Source organism: Shinella sp. GW835-FHT14H05, assembly GCF_058793575.1.
Genome location: NZ_JBXAFY010000001.1, coordinates 761,088 through 781,279, shown reverse-complemented (window position 1 = coordinate 781,279; position 20,192 = coordinate 761,088). Strand labels below are relative to the sequence as shown.

Annotated in this window: 19 protein-coding genes; 11 read left to right on the top strand and 8 right to left on the bottom strand. The window is 64.3% G+C overall.

Annotation, left to right across the window (positions count from 1 at the left end; genetic code table 11):
• Together AC1Q6Z_RS03880 and AC1Q6Z_RS03875 are read left to right on the top strand one after the other, a co-directional pair.
• Entirely contained in the window at nt 1–2,073 is a 2,073-nt protein-coding gene (locus AC1Q6Z_RS03880) for a hypothetical protein (RefSeq protein ID WP_492646804.1), read from the top strand.
• Between the two features lie 191 nt (nt 2,074–2,264).
• Nucleotides 2,265–2,801: a glyoxalase superfamily protein gene (locus tag AC1Q6Z_RS03875; RefSeq protein ID WP_492646803.1), complete on the top strand. Its 537-nt coding sequence runs from the start codon at nt 2,265–2,267 to the stop codon at nt 2,799–2,801.
• Here the strand turns inward: AC1Q6Z_RS03875 and AC1Q6Z_RS03870 are convergent, their stop codons facing one another.
• A complete protein-coding gene (locus tag AC1Q6Z_RS03870) occupies nt 2,802–3,329 on the bottom strand; it encodes a GNAT family N-acetyltransferase (protein ID WP_492647236.1) in 528 nt (175 codons plus the stop codon).
• Nucleotides 3,330–3,605: 276 nt separating this feature from the next.
• Here AC1Q6Z_RS03870 and AC1Q6Z_RS03865 point away from each other — a divergent pair, with 276 nt between their 5' ends.
• Nucleotides 3,606–4,592: a glutathione S-transferase family protein gene (locus AC1Q6Z_RS03865; protein ID WP_492646802.1), complete on the top strand. Its 987-nt coding sequence runs from the start codon at nt 3,606–3,608 to the stop codon at nt 4,590–4,592.
• Nucleotides 4,593–4,594: 2 nt separating this feature from the next.
• Here the strand turns inward: AC1Q6Z_RS03865 and AC1Q6Z_RS03860 are convergent, their stop codons facing one another.
• Nucleotides 4,595–5,098, bottom strand: a complete 504-nt coding sequence (locus AC1Q6Z_RS03860) for an NUDIX domain-containing protein (RefSeq protein ID WP_492646801.1) — start codon at nt 5,096–5,098, stop codon at nt 4,595–4,597.
• Nucleotides 5,099–5,208: 110 nt separating this feature from the next.
• On the opposite strand from AC1Q6Z_RS03860, the gene AC1Q6Z_RS03855 reads away from it, so the two are divergent.
• From AC1Q6Z_RS03855 to AC1Q6Z_RS03840, 4 genes are all read left to right on the top strand, one after another.
• Nucleotides 5,209–6,111 (top strand): metallophosphoesterase family protein, encoded by a 903-nt coding sequence (locus tag AC1Q6Z_RS03855; protein ID WP_492646800.1) that lies wholly within the window; start codon nt 5,209–5,211, stop codon nt 6,109–6,111.
• A gap of 130 nt (nt 6,112–6,241) precedes the next feature.
• Nucleotides 6,242–6,874, top strand: a complete 633-nt coding sequence (locus AC1Q6Z_RS03850; RefSeq protein ID WP_492646799.1) for a tetratricopeptide repeat protein — start codon at nt 6,242–6,244, stop codon at nt 6,872–6,874.
• A gap of 194 nt (nt 6,875–7,068) precedes the next feature.
• Complete coding sequence (locus AC1Q6Z_RS03845; RefSeq protein WP_256117553.1) at nt 7,069–7,587, top strand: RNA polymerase sigma factor; 519 nt, start codon at nt 7,069–7,071, stop codon at nt 7,585–7,587.
• A 2-nt stretch (nt 7,588–7,589) separates the two neighbouring features.
• Complete coding sequence (locus tag AC1Q6Z_RS03840; RefSeq protein ID WP_492646798.1) at nt 7,590–8,444, top strand: anti-sigma factor family protein; 855 nt, start codon at nt 7,590–7,592, stop codon at nt 8,442–8,444.
• A 63-nt stretch (nt 8,445–8,507) separates the two neighbouring features.
• Here the strand turns inward: AC1Q6Z_RS03840 and AC1Q6Z_RS03835 are convergent, their stop codons facing one another.
• From AC1Q6Z_RS03835 to AC1Q6Z_RS03825, 3 genes are all read right to left on the bottom strand, one after another.
• Entirely contained in the window at nt 8,508–10,427 is a 1,920-nt protein-coding gene (locus AC1Q6Z_RS03835; RefSeq protein WP_492646797.1) for a methyl-accepting chemotaxis protein, read from the bottom strand.
• Between the two features lie 297 nt (nt 10,428–10,724).
• A complete protein-coding gene (gene leuA, locus AC1Q6Z_RS03830; protein ID WP_492646796.1) occupies nt 10,725–12,434 on the bottom strand; it encodes a 2-isopropylmalate synthase in 1,710 nt (569 codons plus the stop codon).
• A 389-nt stretch (nt 12,435–12,823) separates the two neighbouring features.
• Nucleotides 12,824–13,402, bottom strand: coding sequence for an ATP-dependent Clp protease proteolytic subunit (locus AC1Q6Z_RS03825; RefSeq protein ID WP_256117556.1), 579 nt, complete (start codon nt 13,400–13,402; stop codon nt 12,824–12,826).
• Nucleotides 13,403–13,645: 243 nt separating this feature from the next.
• On the opposite strand from AC1Q6Z_RS03825, the gene AC1Q6Z_RS03820 reads away from it, so the two are divergent.
• On the top strand, nt 13,646–14,224 hold the full coding sequence (locus tag AC1Q6Z_RS03820; RefSeq protein WP_492646795.1) for a HupE/UreJ family protein: 579 nt from the start codon (nt 13,646–13,648) through the stop codon (nt 14,222–14,224).
• Between the two features lie 32 nt (nt 14,225–14,256).
• Here the strand turns inward: AC1Q6Z_RS03820 and queF are convergent, their stop codons facing one another.
• From queF to AC1Q6Z_RS03805, 3 genes are all read right to left on the bottom strand, one after another.
• The gene (queF, locus tag AC1Q6Z_RS03815) at nt 14,257–14,721 is read right to left on the bottom strand and encodes a preQ(1) synthase (RefSeq protein ID WP_319322794.1); all 465 of its coding nucleotides are present in this window, start codon (nt 14,719–14,721) and stop codon (nt 14,257–14,259) included.
• 2 nt (nt 14,722–14,723) lie between these two features.
• The gene (locus AC1Q6Z_RS03810; protein ID WP_435267780.1) at nt 14,724–15,635 is read right to left on the bottom strand and encodes a cation diffusion facilitator family transporter; all 912 of its coding nucleotides are present in this window, start codon (nt 15,633–15,635) and stop codon (nt 14,724–14,726) included.
• 133 nt (nt 15,636–15,768) lie between these two features.
• On the bottom strand, nt 15,769–17,958 hold the full coding sequence (locus AC1Q6Z_RS03805; RefSeq protein ID WP_492646794.1) for an anthranilate synthase: 2,190 nt from the start codon (nt 17,956–17,958) through the stop codon (nt 15,769–15,771).
• Between the two features lie 397 nt (nt 17,959–18,355).
• On the opposite strand from AC1Q6Z_RS03805, the gene AC1Q6Z_RS03800 reads away from it, so the two are divergent.
• From AC1Q6Z_RS03800 to AC1Q6Z_RS03790, 3 genes are all read left to right on the top strand, one after another.
• A complete protein-coding gene (locus AC1Q6Z_RS03800; RefSeq protein ID WP_256117563.1) occupies nt 18,356–18,664 on the top strand; it encodes a hypothetical protein in 309 nt (102 codons plus the stop codon).
• Between the two features lie 132 nt (nt 18,665–18,796).
• Nucleotides 18,797–19,552 (top strand): extensin-like domain-containing protein, encoded by a 756-nt coding sequence (locus tag AC1Q6Z_RS03795; protein WP_492646793.1) that lies wholly within the window; start codon nt 18,797–18,799, stop codon nt 19,550–19,552.
• 155 nt (nt 19,553–19,707) lie between these two features.
• Complete coding sequence (locus tag AC1Q6Z_RS03790; RefSeq protein ID WP_492646792.1) at nt 19,708–20,160, top strand: DUF1993 domain-containing protein; 453 nt, start codon at nt 19,708–19,710, stop codon at nt 20,158–20,160.
• The last annotated feature ends 32 nt before the right edge of the window (nt 20,161–20,192 follow it).

Genomic DNA, 20,192 nt, shown 5'->3' with positions numbered 1-20,192 from the left:
ATGACCATCCAGTTCTCCCCCTTCCTGCCCTGGATCGCCATCGCCTTGATCGCGCTGGCCGGCGTGGCGCTGGCCGCGCTCGGCTTCTGGCGGGGCCTGCGCGGTTCCTTCGTGCGCGCGGTCGCGCTGGCACTGCTGGTTCTGGCGCTCGCCAATCCGGTCTTCCTGCAGGAGGACCGCGAGGCGCTGTCGACCGTCGTGCCCGTCATCGTCGACCGCAGCCAGAGCCAGGACAGCGAGGCGCGCACCGCCGCGACCAATGCCGCGCTGGAAGGCCTCAAGGAACGCTTTGCGCGCTATCCCCGCATCGAGCCGCGCATCGTGGAGGCGGGCGACGACGGCACGTCCGACACGCCCTCGACGCGCCTGTTCGACGCCCTCAACGCGGCCATCGCCGACGTGCCGCGCTCGCGCGTCGGCGGCGCGATCCTGATTACCGACGGCCAGGTGCACGACATTCCGGAGGCCTCCGCCTTTTCCGGCTTCGACGCGCCGATCCACGGGCTGATCACCGGCCGGCCGGACGAATTCGACCGCCGCATCGAGGTGGTCAGCGCCCCGCGCTTCGGCATTGTCGGCGAGCCGCAGGAGCTGAAATTCCGCGTGGTGGACAATGGCGCCGGCACGGATGCGGCCGCCCGCGTGACCGTGCGCCTCAACGGCAACGAGATCGCCTCGGAGATCGCCGAGCCGGGCACCGAGCAGCCGCTGGGCTTCACCGTGCCGCGCGGCGGCAACAATATCCTGGAATTCGAGGTCGCCCCCGTCGAGGGCGAGATCACCACGGCCAACAACCGCGCGGTCCATGTCATCGAGGGCATCCGCGAGAACCTGCGCGTGCTGCTGGTCTCCGGCGAGCCGCATGCCGGTGAACGCGCCTGGCGCAACCTGTTGAAGTCCGACACCGCCATCGATCTCGTTCACTTCACGATTTTGCGGCCACCGGAAAAGCAGGACGGCACGCCGATCAACGAACTGTCGCTGATCGCCTTCCCGACCCGCGAACTCTTCGTCGACAAGATCAACGAGTTCGACCTCATCATCTTCGACCGCTACCAGCACCGCGGCGTGCTGCCGATCCTCTACTACGACAACATCGCGCAATATGTCGAAAACGGCGGCGCGCTGCTGATCGCGGCGGGGCCGGAACATGCGGGCAATGATTCGATCGCCAGCACGCCGCTGTCCGTCGTGCTGCCGGCCAACCCGACCGGCTCGATGAACGAGGCCGCCTTCTATCCGCGCCTGTCCGAACAGGGCCGCAAGCATCCCGTCACCCGCGGGCTCGAAGGGGCCGGCGAAGAGCCGCCGCGCTGGGGCCGCTGGTTCCGCACCGTCGACGTGCAGCGCCCGGAGGGCAATGTCGTGATGGAGGCGAACGAGGGCAAGCCGCTGCTCGTGCTCAACCGCGCCGGCAAGGGCCGCGTCGCCATGCTGCTCTCCGACCAGGGCTGGCTCTGGGCGCGCGGCTTCGAAGGCGGCGGCCCGCATGTCTCGCTCTATCGCCGCACCGCCCATTGGCTGATGCAGGAGCCGGCGCTGGAGGAAGAGGCGCTGACCGCGCGCACCTTCGGCCGCACCTTGCAGATCAACCGCCAGACGATCGGCGATGCGCCCGGCGAAGCGACGCTGAAGCTGCCATCCGGCGCCACGCAACAGGTGGCGCTCACCGAAGCCGAACCCGGCCTCTACCGCGCCGAAGTGCCGACCACCGAGACGGGCCTCTACGAGATCACCAACGACGACCTGAGCGCACTCGTGCATGTCGGCGCGGTCGATGCGCCGGAATTCAAGGCGACGATCTCGACGACGGAGACGCTGAAGCCGCTCGCCGATGCCACGAAGGGCACCGTCCGCCGCCTTGTCGACGAGAATGGCGACGCCATCTCGCTGCCGCCGCTCTTGCCGGTCACCGGCCAGGTGCGCACGGCGGATGCAAACCGCCTGTCGTTGCGCATGACGGACGAGACGGTGCTGAAGGGCATCAACTCGCTGCCGCTCTTTGCCGGTTTTGCCGGCGTCGGCCTGCTGCTGCTCGCCTTCTCTGCCACCTGGTATCGCGAAGGGCGCTGACGAAATCCCGCTGGCGCCGCCGCGATCGTTCGGCTAGTCTCGGCCCCACGGCCGGAGGCGGCCGGCAGACCCGCGCCCTTTCAGGGCATGGCGAACGCCTCCCTCAAAACCTTTCACCACCGTTCATCGTTGGGCGAAGGCGTCGGCAATGCGGGCACTGACGAAGACTTCGCCGGAGATGAGGAACGGATATGCGCGACTATCGCGATGCCAAGACCATGGCAAAAACCCTGCGGGAGGCGCTTGCCGCCCGCACGATCGAGATCACCCACAGCGAAGCGCTCGAAATCGTCGCCCGCCAGTTCGGCGCGGAGACCTGGAACATTCTGTCCGCGAAGATCGAGACCAAACCGCCGGCCGGCGGCCCGCAATTCGAACAGGCCGTGCCGATCGTGCGCATCTTCGACGTGGCGAAGGCGCATGAATTCTATCTCGGCTTCCTCGGTTTTTCCGTCGATTGGGAGCATCGCTACGGCGACAATTTCCCGCTCTATACGCAGGTGTCACGCGCCGGCCTGCGGCTGCACCTTTCCGAACATGCGGGCGACGCCACGCCGGGCGGCAACATGGTCGTCTACATGAAGGGCATCCGCGGCTTCCAGAAGGAGCTGATCGGCAAGGATTACCGCTACATGAAGCCGGGGCTGGAGGATGAAGGCTCGCGGTGGGAGGTGACGGTGACCGACCCCTTCCAGAACCGCATCCGCTTCATGGAATTGAAGGACTGATCAATCCCGGCGGGGGGCTTGCCCCTCCTCGCACCGCCAGGCGATGACGCCCTTCAGCCGTTCATGCGTATCCGCCGCAAAGGGCATGACCAGCACCCGCGCCGGATCGACCGGCCCCGGAAATGTCAGCGCGTTCCACGCGACCTTCTCGAAGCCGAGCGGGCCGTAATAAGGCGGATCGCCGACGAGCACGACGGCTTCCGAGCCCTTGCGCTTGGCGGCGGCGCAGGCGATGCGCAGCAATTCGCGGCCAATGCCCTGGTTCTTGTGCGAGGGGCGCACGGCGAGCGGGCCGAGCAGGTGACCCTTCACGCCGCCGGCCAGCACCGGCGTCATGCGCACGGAGGCGATCGTCTCGCCGTCATCGGTGCAGATGAAGGAGAGCGACAGGTCGTGCGGGCCTTGCTCGCGGATGCGGGCGGCGGCACGCACATGCCGGCCGGGGCCGAAGGCTTCTTCGTTGATGTGTTCGATGGCCGCGTCGTGGGACGCATCTTCCGTCAGGTAGACGAGATCGTGCTTGAGCATGTTCATGGGAAGCGAGAAACCGTATGCGAAGCTGTGGATGCGGGTGATCGCGCACCGTCGAAGGGTGCGTGCGGGGGCATCAGCGTCGTCGTGGGCTTCCCGGGTAGAACATTCGTTCGTCTTCCTCGCCGGCCAATCGCGCCGGTCCTGATCAGCGCGGATAGCAGAAAATCGCCGCTTGTCAAAGAGCAAAACGCACTGTTCATCGAAATGCGCCTATCCACGCCCCGCCCATGCGCTATCTAAAAGCGCAGTGACAAAGCGGAAGGAACGATCATGGGCATGCTGGTGGACGGCGTCTGGCACGACGTCTGGTACGATACAAAGGCGACGAAGGGCCGTTTCGAGCGCGCCGCCTCGCAGTTCCGCAACTGGATCACGCCGGATGGCGCGCCCGGCCCCTCGGGAGAAGGCGGCTTTGCGGCCGAAGCCGGGCGCTACCACCTCTACGTCTCCTATGCCTGCCCCTGGGCGCACCGCACGCTGATCTTCCGCAAGCTGAAAAAGCTGGAGGACCTGATCACCGTCTCCGTTGTCGATCCGCTGATGCTGGCCAAGGGTTGGGAATTCAAGGACGAGAATGGCGGCACGCTCGACCCGCTGTTCGGTGCGTCCGCGCTCTACGAGGTCTACCAGAAGGCAGATCCGCGCTATTCCGGCCGCGTTACCGTGCCGGTCCTCTGGGACAAGAAACAGAGCCGTATGGTCTCCAACGAATCGGCCGAGATCATCCGCATGTTCAACACCGCCTTCGACGGCCTCACCGGCTCGCGCGACGATTTTTATCCGCAAGAGCTGCGCGCCGAGATCGATGCGCTGAACGACACGATCTACGACAGCGTCAACAACGGCGTCTACAAAGCCGGCTTTGCCACGACGCAGGCCGCCTATGACGACGCTGTCGTAAAGATTTTCGAGACGCTGGACGGGCTGGAGACGCGGCTTTCCAAAAACCGCTACCTCACCGGCGACCGCATCACCGAGGCCGACTGGCGGCTCTTCACCACGCTGGTGCGCTTCGATCCGGTCTATGTCGGCCACTTCAAGTGTAACATTCGCCGCATCGCCGATTACCCGAACCTTTCCGGCTATTTGCGCGAGCTTTATCAGGTGCCCGACATCGCCGAGACGGTGAACATGCGCCACATCAAAGAGCACTATTACAGCTCCCACACGACGATCAACCCGACGGGCATCGTCCCGGTCGGCCCGGAGCTCGACCTCGACGCGCCGCATGGCCGGGAACAGCTGAAGGCGGCCTGAGCCTACCAGAAATCCGCGAAAGGTGCGCGGCCGGCGAGCTCCTCCAACCGCCGGCTCGTGGCGAGCGTGGTGGCGACCGGCAGCGCGTCCAGCGCAAAGAAGCCTGCCTCGATGATCTCGCGGTCCTTGAGGCGCGGCGCGGTCTGCGTGACGCTGTCGCAGCGGTAGAGCAGCACATGGTCGCGCCGGCTGGTCTGCCGGTTGAAATAGACATGCACGAGCGCTGGCGGCGCGCCGAGGGCGAGGTTGCCCTCCTCCCGCATTTCCTTCTCCAGCGCCTCCAGCGCTGTCTCACCGCGCTCGATGCCGCCTCCCGGCAGATGCCAGCCGGGCACGTAGCTGTGGCGCACCAGGAAGACGCGGCCGGCCTCGTCGAAACAGGCCGCGCGCACGCCCATCGTCATGCCGCGGGCAAGCGCGAAGTAACCATGCGCCATGCGCGTCACCAGCCGCGCCAGCAGGCGGCGGGTCGGCGGCGTGGTGCTCGTCGGTGTGTCGTGTTCCATTCTGGCACTTCGCCGGAACCTTTGGGCCAAATCAAGTCTTGCAGCGTCAAAGCGTCGCGAATATCCACGCCTTGCGTTTCCCTTAACGGCCTTATGCTCTAAGGAAAGGTATGTTCAGACTTGCCCATATATCGGACGTCCATCTTGGGCCTCTGCCCGCCCTGACGTTCCTGGAGCTGTTTTCCAAGCGCATCACCGGCTTCGTCAACTGGCATCGTAACCGCCGCCGGCACCTGTTCACCAACACGCTCGACCTAGTGCTCGACGATATCGAGCGGCGCGATCCGGACCATCTGGCAATCACCGGCGACCTGGTGAACCTCGCCTCCTCGCTGGAAATCGCGGCCGTGAAGAAGTGGCTGCCGGAAGCGGGTACGCCGGAACACGTTTCGGTCGTGCCGGGCAACCACGACGCCTATGTGCGCGGCGCCTACGAGAAGTCGACGCGTGCCTGGTATCCCTACATGCGCGGCGACGCGGCCCCCGCCGAATGGGAAGAGGACGTGCATGTCTTCCCCTATCTGCGCGTGCGCGGCCAGGTGGCGATCATCGGCTGCTCGACGGCGGTGGCGACGCCGCCCTTTTCCGCATCGGGCTATTTCGGCAGCCGGCAGGCGCGCGAGGCGGTCAACATGCTGCGCGCGGCGGGTGAAGCGGGCCTCTTCCGCGTCGTGACGATCCACCATCCGCCGATCCGCGGCGCGACCTCCTTCCACAAGCGCATGATCGGCATCCGGCGCTTTGCCGCCACCATCTCCACCGGCGGCGCGGAGCTCGTGCTGCACGGCCACACCCATCTCAACACCGTGCACTGGCTGCCCGGCCAGACGAAGCAGGTGCCGGTCGTTGGCATCGCATCGGCCTCGCAGGGGCCGGGTGGGCACAAGCCGCCGGCCGGCTACAATCTCTTCTCGATCTCCGGCGCACCGGGGAACTGGAACGTCATGCGCGAGCGCTACGCGCTGACTCAGGACGGCCTTGCGCTGACGCTCGCCGAGACGACGCGTTTCTAAAGCGAGGCCGAATAAATCCCTCCCGCCATCCGTAACAACTCCTCAGAGAGACCTGCCTGCGATATGCAGCAAGGCAGGTCAAAACGAGACGGCCAGCGCCCGGCAGACGATCCGATAGAGAGGGGAACCCATGACAATGCTCCGCCACACCATGCTGCTTTCATTCTGCGCCGCCGTCTCGCTGACGGCGTTTTCAGCCGCTCGCGCGGCGGATTCCGACACCACGACGCCGCCGGTCGCCACCGAAACGACGACCACCTGCACGGACGGCAAGATCTGGAACGAGGAAAAGAAGGAATGCGTCGCGCCCGAGGACCTGAAGCCGGCGGAAGTGACGCCGACGGAAGGCACGCCGGCCGAGGAAAAGCCGCCGGAAGGCGAAGAGAAGAAGAGCCAGATCGATATCGACAACAAGCTCTATGAGGCGGCCCGCGAATTCGCCTATGCCGGCCAGTACGAGAACGCGCTTCGCGCGCTGCGCGCCGCTTCCGACCAGGAAGACCCGCGCATTCTCAACTACATGGGCTACAACACCCGCAAGCTCGGCGACATGCAGCTCGGCATGACCTATTACAAGCGGGCGCTGCAGAAGGACGAGAACTACATTCTCGCCCGCTCCTATATGGGCCAGGCCCTGATCGAGCAGGGCGACATCGAGGGTGCCCGCGTCCAGCTCGTCGAAATCCGCGATCGCGGCGGCGAGAACACCTGGGCTTACCGCGCCCTGCTCCAGTCGCTCGGTGGCGAGCGCACCACTTACTGACATCGCTGGCCGCGCCGTCCGAAAACGGGACGGCGCCGGCCAACAAAAGATCAATCGTTGAGGGAACGCAGGAAACTGCGCTCCGGGTTGCCGTTCATGCTTGCAGAGCTTAGGAAGAATGTTTCATATCAGACACTCGCTGCCCACCCGGGGGCGAATAGAGTTTTGATCCCGAACGTTTCCTTGGAAAAGCAATGCGTCCGACGGCAGAATCGAATGAGTTCCGACGAGAATTGGTCAATTTGCTGCCGAAGCTGCGTCGTTTCGCCATGACACTGACGCGAAACGGCAGCGATGCCGACGACCTCGTACAGGAGGCATGCGAGCGAGCCATCACGCGAAGCCATCTCTGGAACGGGGAAGGCCGGCTGGAAAGCTGGGTTTATGCCATGACGCGCAATCTCTGGGTGGACGAAATCCGCAAGCGAAAGGTCCGCACAGGGTCCGGCACGGTAGATGTTGCCGAGCAGGATAACCTGCATGTCGAGGCATCAGCGGACAAGGCGGTCTATGCCAAGCAGTTGCACAAGTTGATCATGACCATGCCGGAAGGCCTTTCGAGCGTCTTCCTCCTGGTGAATGTGGAAGGCCATAGCTACCGGGAGGCGGCGGATATCCTGGGGATACCGATCGGCACCGTGATGAGCCGGCTTTCGGCGGCCCGCATCAGGCTTGCGGCCATGATCTCCGAACAGATGGAAAGGAGGGCCTGATCGTGGAAAGCACACAGGGTCTCCCGCTCGAAGTACGCTTGTCGGCCTATCTCGATGGCCAGCTTCCGGATTCGGAAGTGGACGAAATCAACGCCATCCTCGCCGAGGACGACGACGCGCGCGGCGTCTACGAGAAATTGAAGCTCGGCAGCGAATTCGGTGCGCGCGCCTTCGACAGGCTGTTGCAGGAACCGATCCCGCTCGATCTGGTGCGCAACATCAAGGACGCCGGCAAGACCGAGGACGAACCGCCGAAATCGGGTTTCGCCGCCATTCCGGTCGCCACCGCCGCCCCGCGCAGAAAATCGCCGTTCTGGCCGAAGGCGCTTGCCGCCTCGATGGCGCTGTTCATTGCAGGCGGTGCCGCCGGCTACCTCGTCTCCGAGCAGCGGGATGCCGCGCAGGAACTCGCCTCCACCCAGTTCGCCCCTGCCCGCACCTGGCTCGACGACATCGCCGACTATCACCGCATCTATTCGCGCCAGACGCGCCATCTCGTGGAAGTGCCGGCGAGCGAGCAGGACCATATCGTCGAATGGCTTTCGGCCAGCACCGGCGTGAATTTTGCCCTGCCCGACCTGTCCGGCCAGAACCTCACGTTCGAAGGCGCACGCCTGCTGGTCGCCGGCGGCAAGCCGACAGCGCAGCTTCTCTACCGCAACGCCGAAAACGAAATCTTCGCCATCTGCTTCCTGCAGAGCGACCCGGTCGGAAGCGCAACTGCTCTCTCAGAGAGCATGCGCAACGATATCGGCCTCGTCTCCTGGCAGAAGGGCAACGCCTCCTATGTGGTGGTCGGCCCCTCGGCAGATCCGGGGCTGGAGCGGCTCGCGGAAACCGTGTCCGCGTCTATCTGACGGCAAAACGAAACCGGCCGGATTCGTTGGAATCCAGCCGGTTTGATCAAATTACCGCAACGATCAGAAGTCTTCCCATTCGCTCGCCTTGAGGGCCGCATTGCCATGCGACGCCGGTGCGGGACGTCGTGCCGGGGCGGACCGCGCCTGCGACGACGCGACCGCCGCCGGGCGGCGCTGCCCGCCGTCGCGGAACTGCGCAAGCAAGCCCGAAAGCGAGACCGATTCGCTTGCAAGCGTCTGGCTCGCGGCGGACGTCTCTTCCACCATCGCCGCGTTCTGCTGGATCGACTGGTCCATGCTGTTGACGGCGGCGTTGATCTCCTTCAGCGCGGTCGCCTGCTCACGGGCGGCCTCCACGATCGAGACGACGTGACGGTTGATCTCCTGCACGCCGGAGACGATGCCCGTCAGCGCCGTGCCGGTCTGCCCGACGAGGGACACGCCGGCGCGCACCTGCTCGCCGGAACTGTTGATCAATTGCTTGATCTCCTTTGCCGCCGTGGCGGAGCGCTGGGCCAGTTCGCGGACCTCCTGTGCGACGACGGCAAAACCCTTGCCCGCCTCGCCGGCGCGCGCCGCCTCGACACCTGCATTGAGCGCCAGCAGGTTGGTCTGGAAGGCGATGTCGTCGATCACGCTGATGATGTTGTTGATCTCGGTGGACGAGCGCTCGATCTCGCCCATTGCGGCAACGGCCTGGGCGACGACGTCGCCGGATTTTTCCGCGTTGCGGCGGGTTTCGGCAACGAGCGAGCCCGCCTCTTCCGCCCGCTTGGTCGAGTCGGCGACCGTCGTCGAGATTTCGTCCAGCGCCGCCGCCGTCTCCTCGACGGACGCCGCCTGCTGCTCCGTGCGGCGGGCGAGGTCGTTGGTGGCGCCGCTGATCTCGCGGGCGCCGGCATCGATGGAGCCGGCAATGCGGCCGATCGCCTCGACGGTCTCCTGCAACTTGCCGATCGAGGCGTTGAAGTTGACGCGCAGCGTATCGAGTTCGGCGTCGAAGCCCTGCGTGATGCGGTAGTCGAGGCGGCCGTTTGCCATCTCTTCGAGGGCGAGCCCGATCTCGCCGACGGCGGTCGCCGTGCGCGAGGCCTGGATAGAGCGGGCATCCGCGTCGGCGCTCATGCGGGCATGTTCGGCGGCGGCGCGATCCGCATCGACACGCGAGCGTTCGTCAGCCCGGGCGCGGGTCGCATCGCGAACCTCGGCAACGGCGCGCGCCAGGTCGCCGATCTCGTCCTTGCGGCCGTCGGTCACCGACTGGCTGTCGAGTTCGCCGCGGGCCATGGCGGCAAGCGTCGCGCGCAGCTGGCCAACCGGACGTGTGATCGAGCGGCTCGCCAGGAAGGCGGCGACAAGCGCCAGCACGACGGCGACCGAAAGCTCGATCATCGCCAGGTTCCCGAAGCCGCTCGCCGACGTGCGCACATCGCCGCCAATCGTCTTGTTGAGGTTCTCCTGGTAGTCGATGAACTTGTTGATGGCGCCGAGCCACGAAACGAAGAGCGGACGGGCCTTTTCAAGCAGCACAGTATGTGCGTTTGCCGCGTCGCCCTTGGCGGTCAGATCGATGATCTCGGCCACGAGCGGATTGGTCTTCGCCTGGATGTCGGCGATTTCCGCGAGAATCGCGCGTTCCTCGGCGGTTGCACCATCGGGCGGCGTCACCATGTCCGCCATCTTCTTTTCGTTTTCGGCATAGGTGGCGGCGAGCTTGTCGATCAGCGCGATCGCCTCCTTGCGCTCGTCGTCCGAACTGACGAGAACCACGTCACGAATGGCGATGGCGCGGTCGTGAACGCTGCCGCGATAGTTGATCGCGAAGCGCTGCTTGACGCTGTTGATGTCGTTGATGCGGCCGAGGTCGTGGTTGATGCTGTTGACCTGCGAGACCGATGTCCACGTCAATACCATCATTAAAACGACGAGAAAGCCGAAGCCTAGCCCGAGACGGGCGGATATTCCGAAGCGCATGCCCATAGTCACATCTCCCCCGATGAGTAGCCACGCGACATGGCCAGCCATAAGCCGGGTCGCGACTGGCATTCCGTAATGTCCTGAAAAGCAGAAATTTGCGGCTTTTCGCGCCGCGCACGCATTGGGTATCGGCCGCCAAAGGCGGCTCCGCGATCAAGCAATCATTGCCGCCACCTCATCGATCGAGGCAGCCTTTCGCTATGAACTATAATATTTCACAGGATAGTTAAGAATGTACTGATACAAAAAACCCCGGCCGCGAGGCGACCGGGGCGCATTCGATTGTGACACGCAAGCGGCTCAGTCGCGGATCGCGAGCACGCGGTTGGCGGCGGACACGATGGCTTCGAGCGAGGCCGTCACGATGTTGGTGTTGATGCCGACGCCGAACAGTTTTCCGCCCGGATGCTCCACTTCCACATAGGCGATGGCGGCGGCGTTCGAGCCGTGCTGGAGCGAGTGCTCGGAATAATCCGCCACCGACATCGGGATGCCGAGATAGATCGACAGCGCATTGATGAAGCCGTCGATCGGGCCGGTGCCCTTGCCCTCGATGCGCTTCGTCTCGCCGCCGTCGGTGACCTCGGCCGCAACGATGCGCGTGCCCTTCTGGCCGGCATCGTCCGGATAGGTGTGGTGATCGACGAAGCGCAGGCGGGTGCCGGGCTGCGTGACATACCGGTCCATGAAGCTCTGGTGGATGCGCTTCGAGGGGAGCTCGACGCCCTCCTCGTCGGTGATGCGCTGGATCTCCTCGCGGAACTCCACCTGCAGGTTGCGCGGCAGGTTGATGCCGTAGTCTTCCTGGAGGATATAGGCGATGCCGCCCTTGCCGGACTGCGAGTTGATGCGGATGATCGCCTCGTAGGAACGGCCGACATCCTGCGGGTCTATCGGCAGGTAGGGCACTTCCCACAACGGCTTGTTGGCCTTCTTGATGGCCTTCATGCCCTTGTTGATGGCGTCCTGGTGCGAGCCGGAGAAGGCCGTGTAGACCAGTTCGCCGACATAGGGGTGGCGCTCCGGAATGGCCATCTCGTTGGAATATTCGTAGACCGCCTTGATGCGCTCGATGTCGGAGCAGTCGAGCTTGGGATCGACGCCCTGCGTATACATGTTGAGCGCCAGCGTGACGACGTCGACATTGCCGGTGCGCTCGCCATTGCCGAACAGGGTGCCTTCGACGCGGTCCGCACCCGCCATCAAGGCGAGTTCGGTGGCGGCGATGCCGGTGCCGCGGTCGTTGTGCGGGTGCAGCGAGATGATGACGTTCTCGCGGTTGTCGATGTTGCGGCACATCCATTCGATCTGATCGGCATAGATGTTGGGCGTCGCCATCTCGACGGTGGACGGCAGGTTGAGGATCAGCTTGTTGTCGGCCGTCGGCTTGACGATCTCGACGACCGCGTTGCAGATCTCCAGCGCCACTTCCAGCTCGGTGCCGGTGAAGCTTTCCGGCGAATATTCGAAGCGGTAACCGCCGCCGGCCTTGGCGGCCATGTCGGTGATCATCTTGGCCGCATCGGTGGCGATCTGCTTGATGCCGGAAACATCCTTGGCGAACACCACGCGGCGCTGCAATTCGCTGGTGGAGTTGTAGAAGTGGATGATCGGGTTATGCGCGCCTTCCAGCGCCTCGAAGGTGCGGGTGATCAGCTCCGGCCGGCACTGCACGAGCACCTGCAACGAGACGTCCTTCGGCACATTGCCCTGCTCGACACACCAGCGGGCGAAGTCGAAATCGGTCTGCGAGGCGGAGGGGAAGCCGATCTCGATTTCCTTGAAACCCATGTCGAGCAAGAGCTGGAACATGCGGGCCTTGCGGTCGTGGCCCATCGGGTTGATCAGCGACTGGTTGCCGTCGCGCAGGTCCACCGAACACCAGATCGGCGCCTCGGTGATCACCTTGCCGGGCCAGGTGCGGTCCGGAATGTTGATGGTCGGGTAGGCCTGGTACTTGACGGCGGCCTCGGGCATGCCCTGCTTGGGCGTATGGGTCTTCAAAATCATCGTCTTCGTCTCTTCGTCGTCCCGGCATTCGCGAAAGCGTCTTAGCGCAAGCGTGCGCATTTTGCGACGGCGAATGCTGGCCGTGGGCGGCCAAACCGGAATTAATGCGTAGGGTGAAACGAGGAGCTATGGCCTGGGCGGGCTTTTCGGCCGCCGGGCGCTCCTCAACGAACCCGGCAACCGCGCGTAAGGCCGAGAAGAAGAAGCGAGGAGAAGCCGCGCGAACGCTCGCGAACAGCTGCGCTGCCGCGGGAAACTCGTTCGATGATCTGTGCGCTGGTCTTCAACATGAGGCCGTCTATACCGGCGGGTGGCGCAAAGCGCAAGCGCCCAAAAGAAAAAGCCCTCCACGACGGGAGGGCTTCGTCAATTCCGAAAGGCAGAAAGCCTCAGATATCGCCCTGCGAGGTGACGATACGCGAGACCAAGCCGTAGCCCTTGGCCTCTTCGGCCGAGAGCCAGTAGTCGCGGTCCGTATCCTTGGCGATCTTCTCGATCGGCTGGCCGGTGGCCTCGGCGAAGATCCGGTTCAGGCGCTCGTTCATCTTGATGATCTCGCGGGCCTGGATCTCGATGTCGGATGCCATGCCGCGGGTGCCGCCCGACGGTTGGTGCAGCAGGAAGCGGGTGTTCGGCAGGCAAAGCCGGCGTTCCTTCGGCGTCGCGACATAGATCAGCGCACCGGCGGAGGCGACCCAGCCCGTGCCGATCATCCAGACCTTCGGCTTGATGAACTTGATCATGTCATGGATCGAATCGCCCGATTCGACATGGCCGCCCGGCGAATTCACGTAGATGCGGATGTCCTCGTCGCTGGCGGCGGCGAGCGCCACGAGCTGCGAGCAGACCTTCTGCGCCAGTTCCTGGTTGATCGGCCCATAGATGAAGATCGAACGCGACTTGAAAAGGTTCGCCTCCGTTTCCTTGCCCAGGGGCAGTTCCGTCTTCTTGTCGTCCTCGTCGCTCATGCAAAATCTCCGATTGCTCGTCAGAATAGTCCTGTCGCTGTCAGATAATGCGACTCACCGGCCAAGACAATGCAACAAAACCGATAGCGCGCGATAGAGCACGTCCGCGCCACCGGAAAACAGGGTAAATGCCGCCGCCCGCAGTTACGCAATTTGCGTATGGACTTGCCCGGAGCCTAGCTCCTAGGATGCGGTTCTCATTGACGAAACGCCGGGGCTCCCACCGGCGCAACAGGGGACATCATGATCAGACGCATCACGCTGGCGCTTGCAGCGCTCGCCGCCACGACGGCACCGGCCTTTGCCCATCTCAACCCGCAAGAGCACGGCTCCTTCATGGCCGGCTTCTCGCATCCGCTGTTCGGCCTAGACCATATCCTCGTCATGGTCGCCGTCGGCCTGTGGGCGGCACAGATCGGTGGCAAGGCGCTGTGGGCCGTGCCGGCCGCCTTCGTTGCGACCATGGCACTCGGCTTCGGCCTCGCGCTCGCCGGCATCGCCCTGCCCTTCGTCGAGCCTGCCATCCTCGCCTCGGTCGTCGCACTCGGCCTGCTCGTCGCCATGGCGGTGAAGCTCGACACGGTCGTGTCGGCCGCGATCGTCGCCGTCTTCGCGCTCTTCCACGGCCATGCCCATGGCGGCGAGCTCGGCTCGGCCGGTGCGCTGTCCTTCGGCATCGGCTTCGTCATCGCGACGGCGCTGCTGCATCTCGCCGGCATCGGCCTTGGCCTCGGCATCGCGCGGCTTTCCGGCGGCGCGATCGCGGCCCGTATCATCGGCGGCGCGACGGCGCTCGCCGGCCTCGCCCTCGCCTTCGGTTGATTTTTAGGAGGCGGCGGGCGACCGCCGCCGCCTTATCCGCGTCCGCGATAGGGCTGCACGCCCTGGTCGGGCAGCCAGACGCCCTGCGGCGCCTCCCCCGTCTGCCAGAACACATCGATCGGAATGCCGCCGCGCGGATACCAGTAGGCGCCGATCCTCAGCCATTTCGGCTGCAAGAGATCGACGAGCCGCTTGGCGATGTCGATGGTGCAATCCTCGTGGAAGGCGCCATGGTTGCGGAAGGAATGCAGGTAGAGTTTTAGCGACTTCGATTCGACCAGCCAGCCATCCGGAATGTAGTCGATGACGATATGCGCGAAGTCCGGCTGGCCGGTCATCGGGCAGAGCGAGGTGAATTCCGGCGCCGTGAAGCGCACGACGAAATCCGTGCCGGCATGGTTGCTCGGCACCTTTTCCAGCACCGCGGTTTCCGGATTGACGGGAAGCTCCACCGCCTGCCCTAGTTGCGACAGTCCCGATACGTCCGTCTTGCTCATCGTCATGCCTCCTCGATCTTGACCCTGATACCATGCGCCTTTTCCGTCTCGGGCTCGACATGGATGGCGATCTGCGCGCCGGGCTGGACGGTGCGGATGGCATCCTCCATCCGGTCGCAGATATCATGCGCCTGCCCCACCGGCATGGATGCCGGCACGACGAGGTGGAAATCGACGAAGGTCGCCGACCCTGCCCGCCGGGTCTTCAGGTCATGCACGCCGAGCGAGCCCGCGCCATGGGCGGCGATGGCCGCCTGGATGGCATCGGCCTCCTCCGGCTCCACCGCATGGTCCATCAGCCCGTCGACAGAATGTGCGATGACCTTCCAGCCCTGATAAAGAATGTTGAGCGCAACAAGCACCGCCAGCAGCGGATCGAGCACCGCATATCCCGTCGCGATCGCCAGCACGAGGCCGACGAGCACGCCGATCGAGGTGACGACGTCCGACAGGATATGCTGGCCATCCGCCGAGAGCGCCGGCGAGCGATAGCGCCGGCCGGCGCGGATGAGCACGAAGGCCCAGATCGCATTGATGACGCCGGCCAGGAAGTTGATGGCAAGGCCGAGCGCCGGCGCTTCGATCGGCGTCGGCGCCATGACCGCAGGCAGCGCTTCCGCCACGATCAGCAGCGCCGCGACGACGATCAGCACGCCTTCCAGAACCGCCGAAAGATATTCCGCCTTGTGGTGGCCGAAGGGATGCGTCTTGTCGGCGGGCTTTGCCGCATAGGTGATGGCCGCGAAGGCGACGATGGCGGCAACCACGTTGACGCTCGATTCCATGCCGTCTGACAGCAGCGCCACCGAACCCGTCACCCACCAGGCGACGAGCTTCAGCCCCATCACGCCGAGCGACAGCGGAATGCCCCAGAGCGCCAGCCGCTTGACCGTCTTGCTATCCGTGTTTTCCATGGCCGTTCTTTCCATGCAGATGCAACCGAGTTGCAAAAGCCGTGCCCATCAACGCAAAACCGCGCGCACGGGGACGTGCACGCGGTTTTCTCTTGGGCCTGCTATCGGCCAGTTCGGCCGTTTTGTCAAAGCCTCAGGCGGCTTTTACCTTGGCTTTTTTGGACAGGTGCGCCACCACGTTCTCGATCATGCGCATGCCGGCATCCTGGCCGAGCGTCATGATCGATTCCGGATGGAACTGCACCGCGGCGACCGGCTCACTGGCATGTTCGATGCCCATGATCGTGCCGTCCTCGCTCTCCGCCGTGATGATGAAATCGCGCGGCAGGGTCGAGGGATCGGCGAAGATCGAATGGTAGCGGCCGACCGTCACCTCGCGGCCGAGGCCGGAGAAAACGATGCCGGGCTCCAGCACGCGGATGCGCGAGGGCTTGCCGTGCATGGGAATGGCGAGCTGGCGCAGATCCCCGCCATAGGCCTCGGCAAGCGCCTGAAGACCGAGGCAGACGCCGAAGATCGGGAGGTTGCGGGCGCGCGCCTTCTTGATCGTCGCCTTGCAATCGAAATCCTTCGGCGAGCCCGGACCCGGCGACAAAACGACGAGATCGGGCTTCAGTCGGTCGAACACCTCTTCCGGCACCGGGGTGCGCACTGTCGTCACGTTCGCGCCGGTCTGGCGGAAGTAGTTGGCGAGCGTGTGCACGAAGCTGTCCTCGTGGTCGACGAGCAGGATATTCACCCCTGCCCCGACGGAGGCGACGTCGCGCTGGACCTTTGCGGCATTGCCGGCCTTGGCGTCACGAATGGCTGCAATCATGGCAGATGCCTTCAGTTCGGTTTCGGCTTCTTCTTCTTCCGGGTTCGAATCGTAGAGCAGCGTCGCGCCGGCCCGCACTTCGGCGATACCGTCCTTGATGCGGATGGTGCGCAGCGTCAGGCCGGTATTCATGTCGCCGTTGAAGCCGACCATGCCGATCGCCCCACCATACCACGCGCGCGGGCTCTTCTCATGTGCCTCGATGAAGCGCATCGCCCACAGCTTCGGCGCTCCGGTAACGGTGACGGCCCAGGCATGCGACAGGAATCCGTCGAAGGCGTCCATGTCGTCGCGAAGGCGGCCTTCAATATGATCAACAGTGTGAATGAGGCGCGAATACATCTCGATCTGCCGGCGGCCGATGACCTTGACAGAGCCCGGCTCGCAGACGCGGCTCTTGTCGTTGCGGTCGACGTCCGAGCACATGGTGAGTTCGGATTCGTCCTTCTTCGAATTGAGCAGCTTCAGGATCTGTTCCGAATCGGCGATCGGGTCTTCGCCGCGCTTGATCGTGCCGGAGATCGGGCAGGTCTCGATACGCCGGCCGGACACGCGCACGAACATTTCCGGCGAGGCGCCGACGAGATATTCCTGGTTGCCGAGATTGATGAAGAACGAATAGGGCGACGGGTTGATCGCCTTGAGCCGCTTGGAGATTTCCGATGGCTTGCTCTCGCAGCGCTCGAAGAATTTCTGGCCGGGCACCACCTCGAACAGATCGCCGCGGCGAAAACTCTCCTTCGCCTTGACGACGAGCTCGGCATATTCACCGGGCCGGTGGTCGCCGTGCGGCGGAATGACGTCGACCGTCTGGAACGGCTCGGGCTCGATCGCCTCCCCCTTGCCTTCCGTCGAAAGCCCGTCCTTGGCGAAATCGTAGCGGTCGATCCAGGCCTTGGCGGCATAGTGGTCGACGACGAGGATTTCGTCCGGCAGGAAGAGCACCATGTCGCGTTGGTCGTCCGGGCGCTTCAGCTTCAGCTCGATCGCATCGAACTGGAAGGCGAGGTCGTAGCCGAAGGCGCCGTAGAGGCCGAGGCTTGCATCCTGATCCGAATGGAAGAGGTCGGTGACGGCGCGCAGCACCGTGAAGACCGTCGGCATCTTGGAGCGCTCTTCCTCGGTGAAGACCCGGTCGGGCAGCTTCACGTCGAGATCGAGACGCGTCGCCGTGCGGGTGCCGAGCGCCAGTTCCGGCACCGCGGCCAGGCGATCGGCGATCAGGGAAAGCAGCACCTCGCCGCGCGCGTTGTAAGCCTCGATCCAGACGGCGCGGCCGAAGGAGGAGATGCCGAGCGGCGGGTCGACGACTGCGGTATCCCAGCGCGTGTAGCGGCCGGGATATTCGTAGTTCGACGAGAAGACCGCGCCGCGCCGTTCATCGAGCTTGTCGACATAGGCGGAAATCGAGTTCGCATAATCTGTTGCGCGCCGGCGACGCGTGACGGTCACGCCACCCTTCGTCTCGTAGGCTTCCGCGCCGTCTTCCAGAATTTTCGTGGCCATTCCCCAACTCCGTTTCAGGCCCGCTCCCTTGAAGGCGGCTTAAAAAAGCAAAAGCCGCCTCGAAGGTTTCGGGCGGCTTGTCGTCTCAATCACGCATGACTGGTCAAGGCCGCCTCAGCGAGCCCACCACCAACCAGCAATGATGATCATCTTTTCCATGGCGACGAGTGTTAGCCTGAAGTTTTGCGGCGCGCAAGACCGATTGCGGCCGTTTACCGCTGGCTTTCCAGATGTTGCGCCGGCGCACCACCGGCCGTTACACACCGTACGCGACGGCTTAGTGCAGCGAAACAATCTGTCAATATGGCGAATTTTCACCATGCCGCGGCATTTGCTCCTTTCTTGAGCATGTGCTAATGGCGGCCATAGAAGAGCATTGATATCAAGGCAAATACCCATGGTTTCCGTCATGGTGGAACAGTTCCGCGAAATGCAGCTCCTGCTGGCGGATACGATCGAGCAATACGAGTCCCCCGAATTCAAGGCGCTGGACGGCCGGATCGCCAGTGTCTTCGATGCGATCTATCGCCATGAGCCGCGCACGGTTGACGAGGCGCACGCCATGGTGCGCCTGTTCCTCGAACTCATCGAGAACAACGATGCCGGCGACAGCATCCACCTCATCGAGCGCGTGCGCACGATCATCGACGACTGTGCCGGCTCCTGCCCCCCCTCCATGGAAATCGTGTACGGCGCCGGTATCTAACGAAGACCCGGCAACCAAATCCATTCCCCGGCGTTTCCCCGCTGATACGATCAGCCTGTCGGCTGATATAATCAGCCGGGGGACGGACCCATCGCAACGCTCCATCGCATAGTTCTGCTTGCCGCCACGCTGGTGCTCACCGGCGCTGCCGACCTGCCGAAGGAAGGCCCGCTTCCCGCTGCCCGGCCGGAACAGCAGGCCAAGGAGGACGCCAAGGAGACGCCCGATCAAGCCGTACCCGATCCGGCCGTGAAGGACGACGCCGCGAAGACCGAGGCCGCGCGCAAGGCGAAAGAAGAGGAAGACAAGGCCAAGGAGCGCCCGCAGGAAGACGGCCAGGAACAGGCGGCCTGCCGGGCGGAGCTCAAAACCATCGGCGCGAACTTCGAGGAGGCGCCCGCCGTCGAGGATGGCAAGGCCTGCGGTATCGACAAGCCGGTGCTGCTCAAGAGCCTGCCGGGCGGCATCAAGGTCGAGCCCGAGGCGACGGTGCGCTGCGACACCGCGCTCCAGCTTTCGCGCTGGATGGAGGGATCGGTCAAACCCTCGCTCGAAGCCGCCATGCCGGGCGAGACGATCACGGTCCTCGCCCAGGCCTCCGCCTATGTCTGCAAGAACCGCAACGGCGCCGAAGAAGGCAGGATTTCCGAGCACGCCTTCGGCAATGCGGTGGATGTCGCGGGCTTCACGCTGAAGAGCGGCAAGACCCTCACCATCCGCCCGGCCGACAAGGATTCCACCATGGAGGGCGCCTTCCAGCGCGCCATAACCGAGGCCGCCTGCCTCTATTTCACGACCGTGCTCGACCCCGGTAGCGACGCCGCCCACCAGAACCACCTGCATCTCGACGTGAAGGAACGGCGCGGCGGCTACCGCTATTGCTGGTAGGCACCGTTTATTTCCTGGCGCTTCTCAAAAGGCGGCACGGCGGCACCTATCTGTAGGGCGGCCGGCTGCGGCCCAATCATTCCACCTCAAAGGTCCCCCACCATGTCGATCTCCCCTACGAAATCTCGATCCCCACCTTCCAGCGCGGCTTCACCGTGCTGACGAAACTGCTGGACAAGGCCGAGGCCTTTGCGGAAGAAAAGAAGATCAAGACGGACGTGCTGGTGAACGCCCGCCTCTCGCCCGACATGCTCTCGCTCGCCGGCCAGATCCAGCGCCTGAGCGACACGGCAAAGGGCGCTGCCTCCCGCCTCACCGGCACGGACGCCCCGAGCTTCCCCGATGACGAGACGACGCTGGCCGACCTGCGCACCCGCATCGCAAAGACCGTCTCCTATCTCGCCACCGTGCCGGAATCGGGCTTCGAGGGTGCCGCGGAACGCACGGTCGTCATAAAGTCGCGTGGCCAGGATGTGACCTACACCGGCAAAAACTATCTGCTGACCTTCGCGCTGCCGAATTTTTACTTCCACCTCACGACCGCCTACGCGATCCTGCGCCACAACGGCGTGCCCGTCGGCAAGCTCGACTTCCTCGGCCGCACGTAAGCCCAAAGCGAGAGGGGCGCCGAAGCGCCCCT

Excerpts from the sequence above, each read along its gene's own strand:
- AC1Q6Z_RS03880 (WP_492646804.1), top strand. The coding sequence starts at position 1 with ATGACCATCCAGTTCTCCCCCTTCCTGCCCTGGATCGCCATCGCCTTG.
- AC1Q6Z_RS03875 (WP_492646803.1), top strand. The coding sequence starts at position 2,265 with ATGCGCGACTATCGCGATGCCAAGACCATGGCAAAAACCCTGCGGGAG.
- AC1Q6Z_RS03870 (WP_492647236.1), bottom strand. The coding sequence starts at position 3,329 with ATGCTCAAGCACGATCTCGTCTACCTGACGGAAGATGCGTCCCACGAC.
- AC1Q6Z_RS03865 (WP_492646802.1), top strand. The coding sequence starts at position 3,606 with ATGGGCATGCTGGTGGACGGCGTCTGGCACGACGTCTGGTACGATACA.
- AC1Q6Z_RS03860 (WP_492646801.1), bottom strand. The coding sequence starts at position 5,098 with ATGGAACACGACACACCGACGAGCACCACGCCGCCGACCCGCCGCCTG.
- AC1Q6Z_RS03855 (WP_492646800.1), top strand. The coding sequence starts at position 5,209 with ATGTTCAGACTTGCCCATATATCGGACGTCCATCTTGGGCCTCTGCCC.
- AC1Q6Z_RS03850 (WP_492646799.1), top strand. The coding sequence starts at position 6,242 with ATGACAATGCTCCGCCACACCATGCTGCTTTCATTCTGCGCCGCCGTC.
- AC1Q6Z_RS03845 (WP_256117553.1), top strand. The coding sequence starts at position 7,069 with ATGCGTCCGACGGCAGAATCGAATGAGTTCCGACGAGAATTGGTCAAT.
- AC1Q6Z_RS03835 (WP_492646797.1), bottom strand. The coding sequence starts at position 10,427 with ATGGGCATGCGCTTCGGAATATCCGCCCGTCTCGGGCTAGGCTTCGGC.
- leuA (WP_492646796.1), bottom strand. The coding sequence starts at position 12,434 with ATGATTTTGAAGACCCATACGCCCAAGCAGGGCATGCCCGAGGCCGCC.
- AC1Q6Z_RS03825 (WP_256117556.1), bottom strand. The coding sequence starts at position 13,402 with ATGAGCGACGAGGACGACAAGAAGACGGAACTGCCCCTGGGCAAGGAA.
- AC1Q6Z_RS03820 (WP_492646795.1), top strand. The coding sequence starts at position 13,646 with ATGATCAGACGCATCACGCTGGCGCTTGCAGCGCTCGCCGCCACGACG.
- queF (WP_319322794.1), bottom strand. The coding sequence starts at position 14,721 with ATGAGCAAGACGGACGTATCGGGACTGTCGCAACTAGGGCAGGCGGTG.
- AC1Q6Z_RS03810 (WP_435267780.1), bottom strand. The coding sequence starts at position 15,635 with ATGGAAAACACGGATAGCAAGACGGTCAAGCGGCTGGCGCTCTGGGGC.
- AC1Q6Z_RS03805 (WP_492646794.1), bottom strand. The coding sequence starts at position 17,958 with ATGGCCACGAAAATTCTGGAAGACGGCGCGGAAGCCTACGAGACGAAG.
- AC1Q6Z_RS03800 (WP_256117563.1), top strand. The coding sequence starts at position 18,356 with ATGGTTTCCGTCATGGTGGAACAGTTCCGCGAAATGCAGCTCCTGCTG.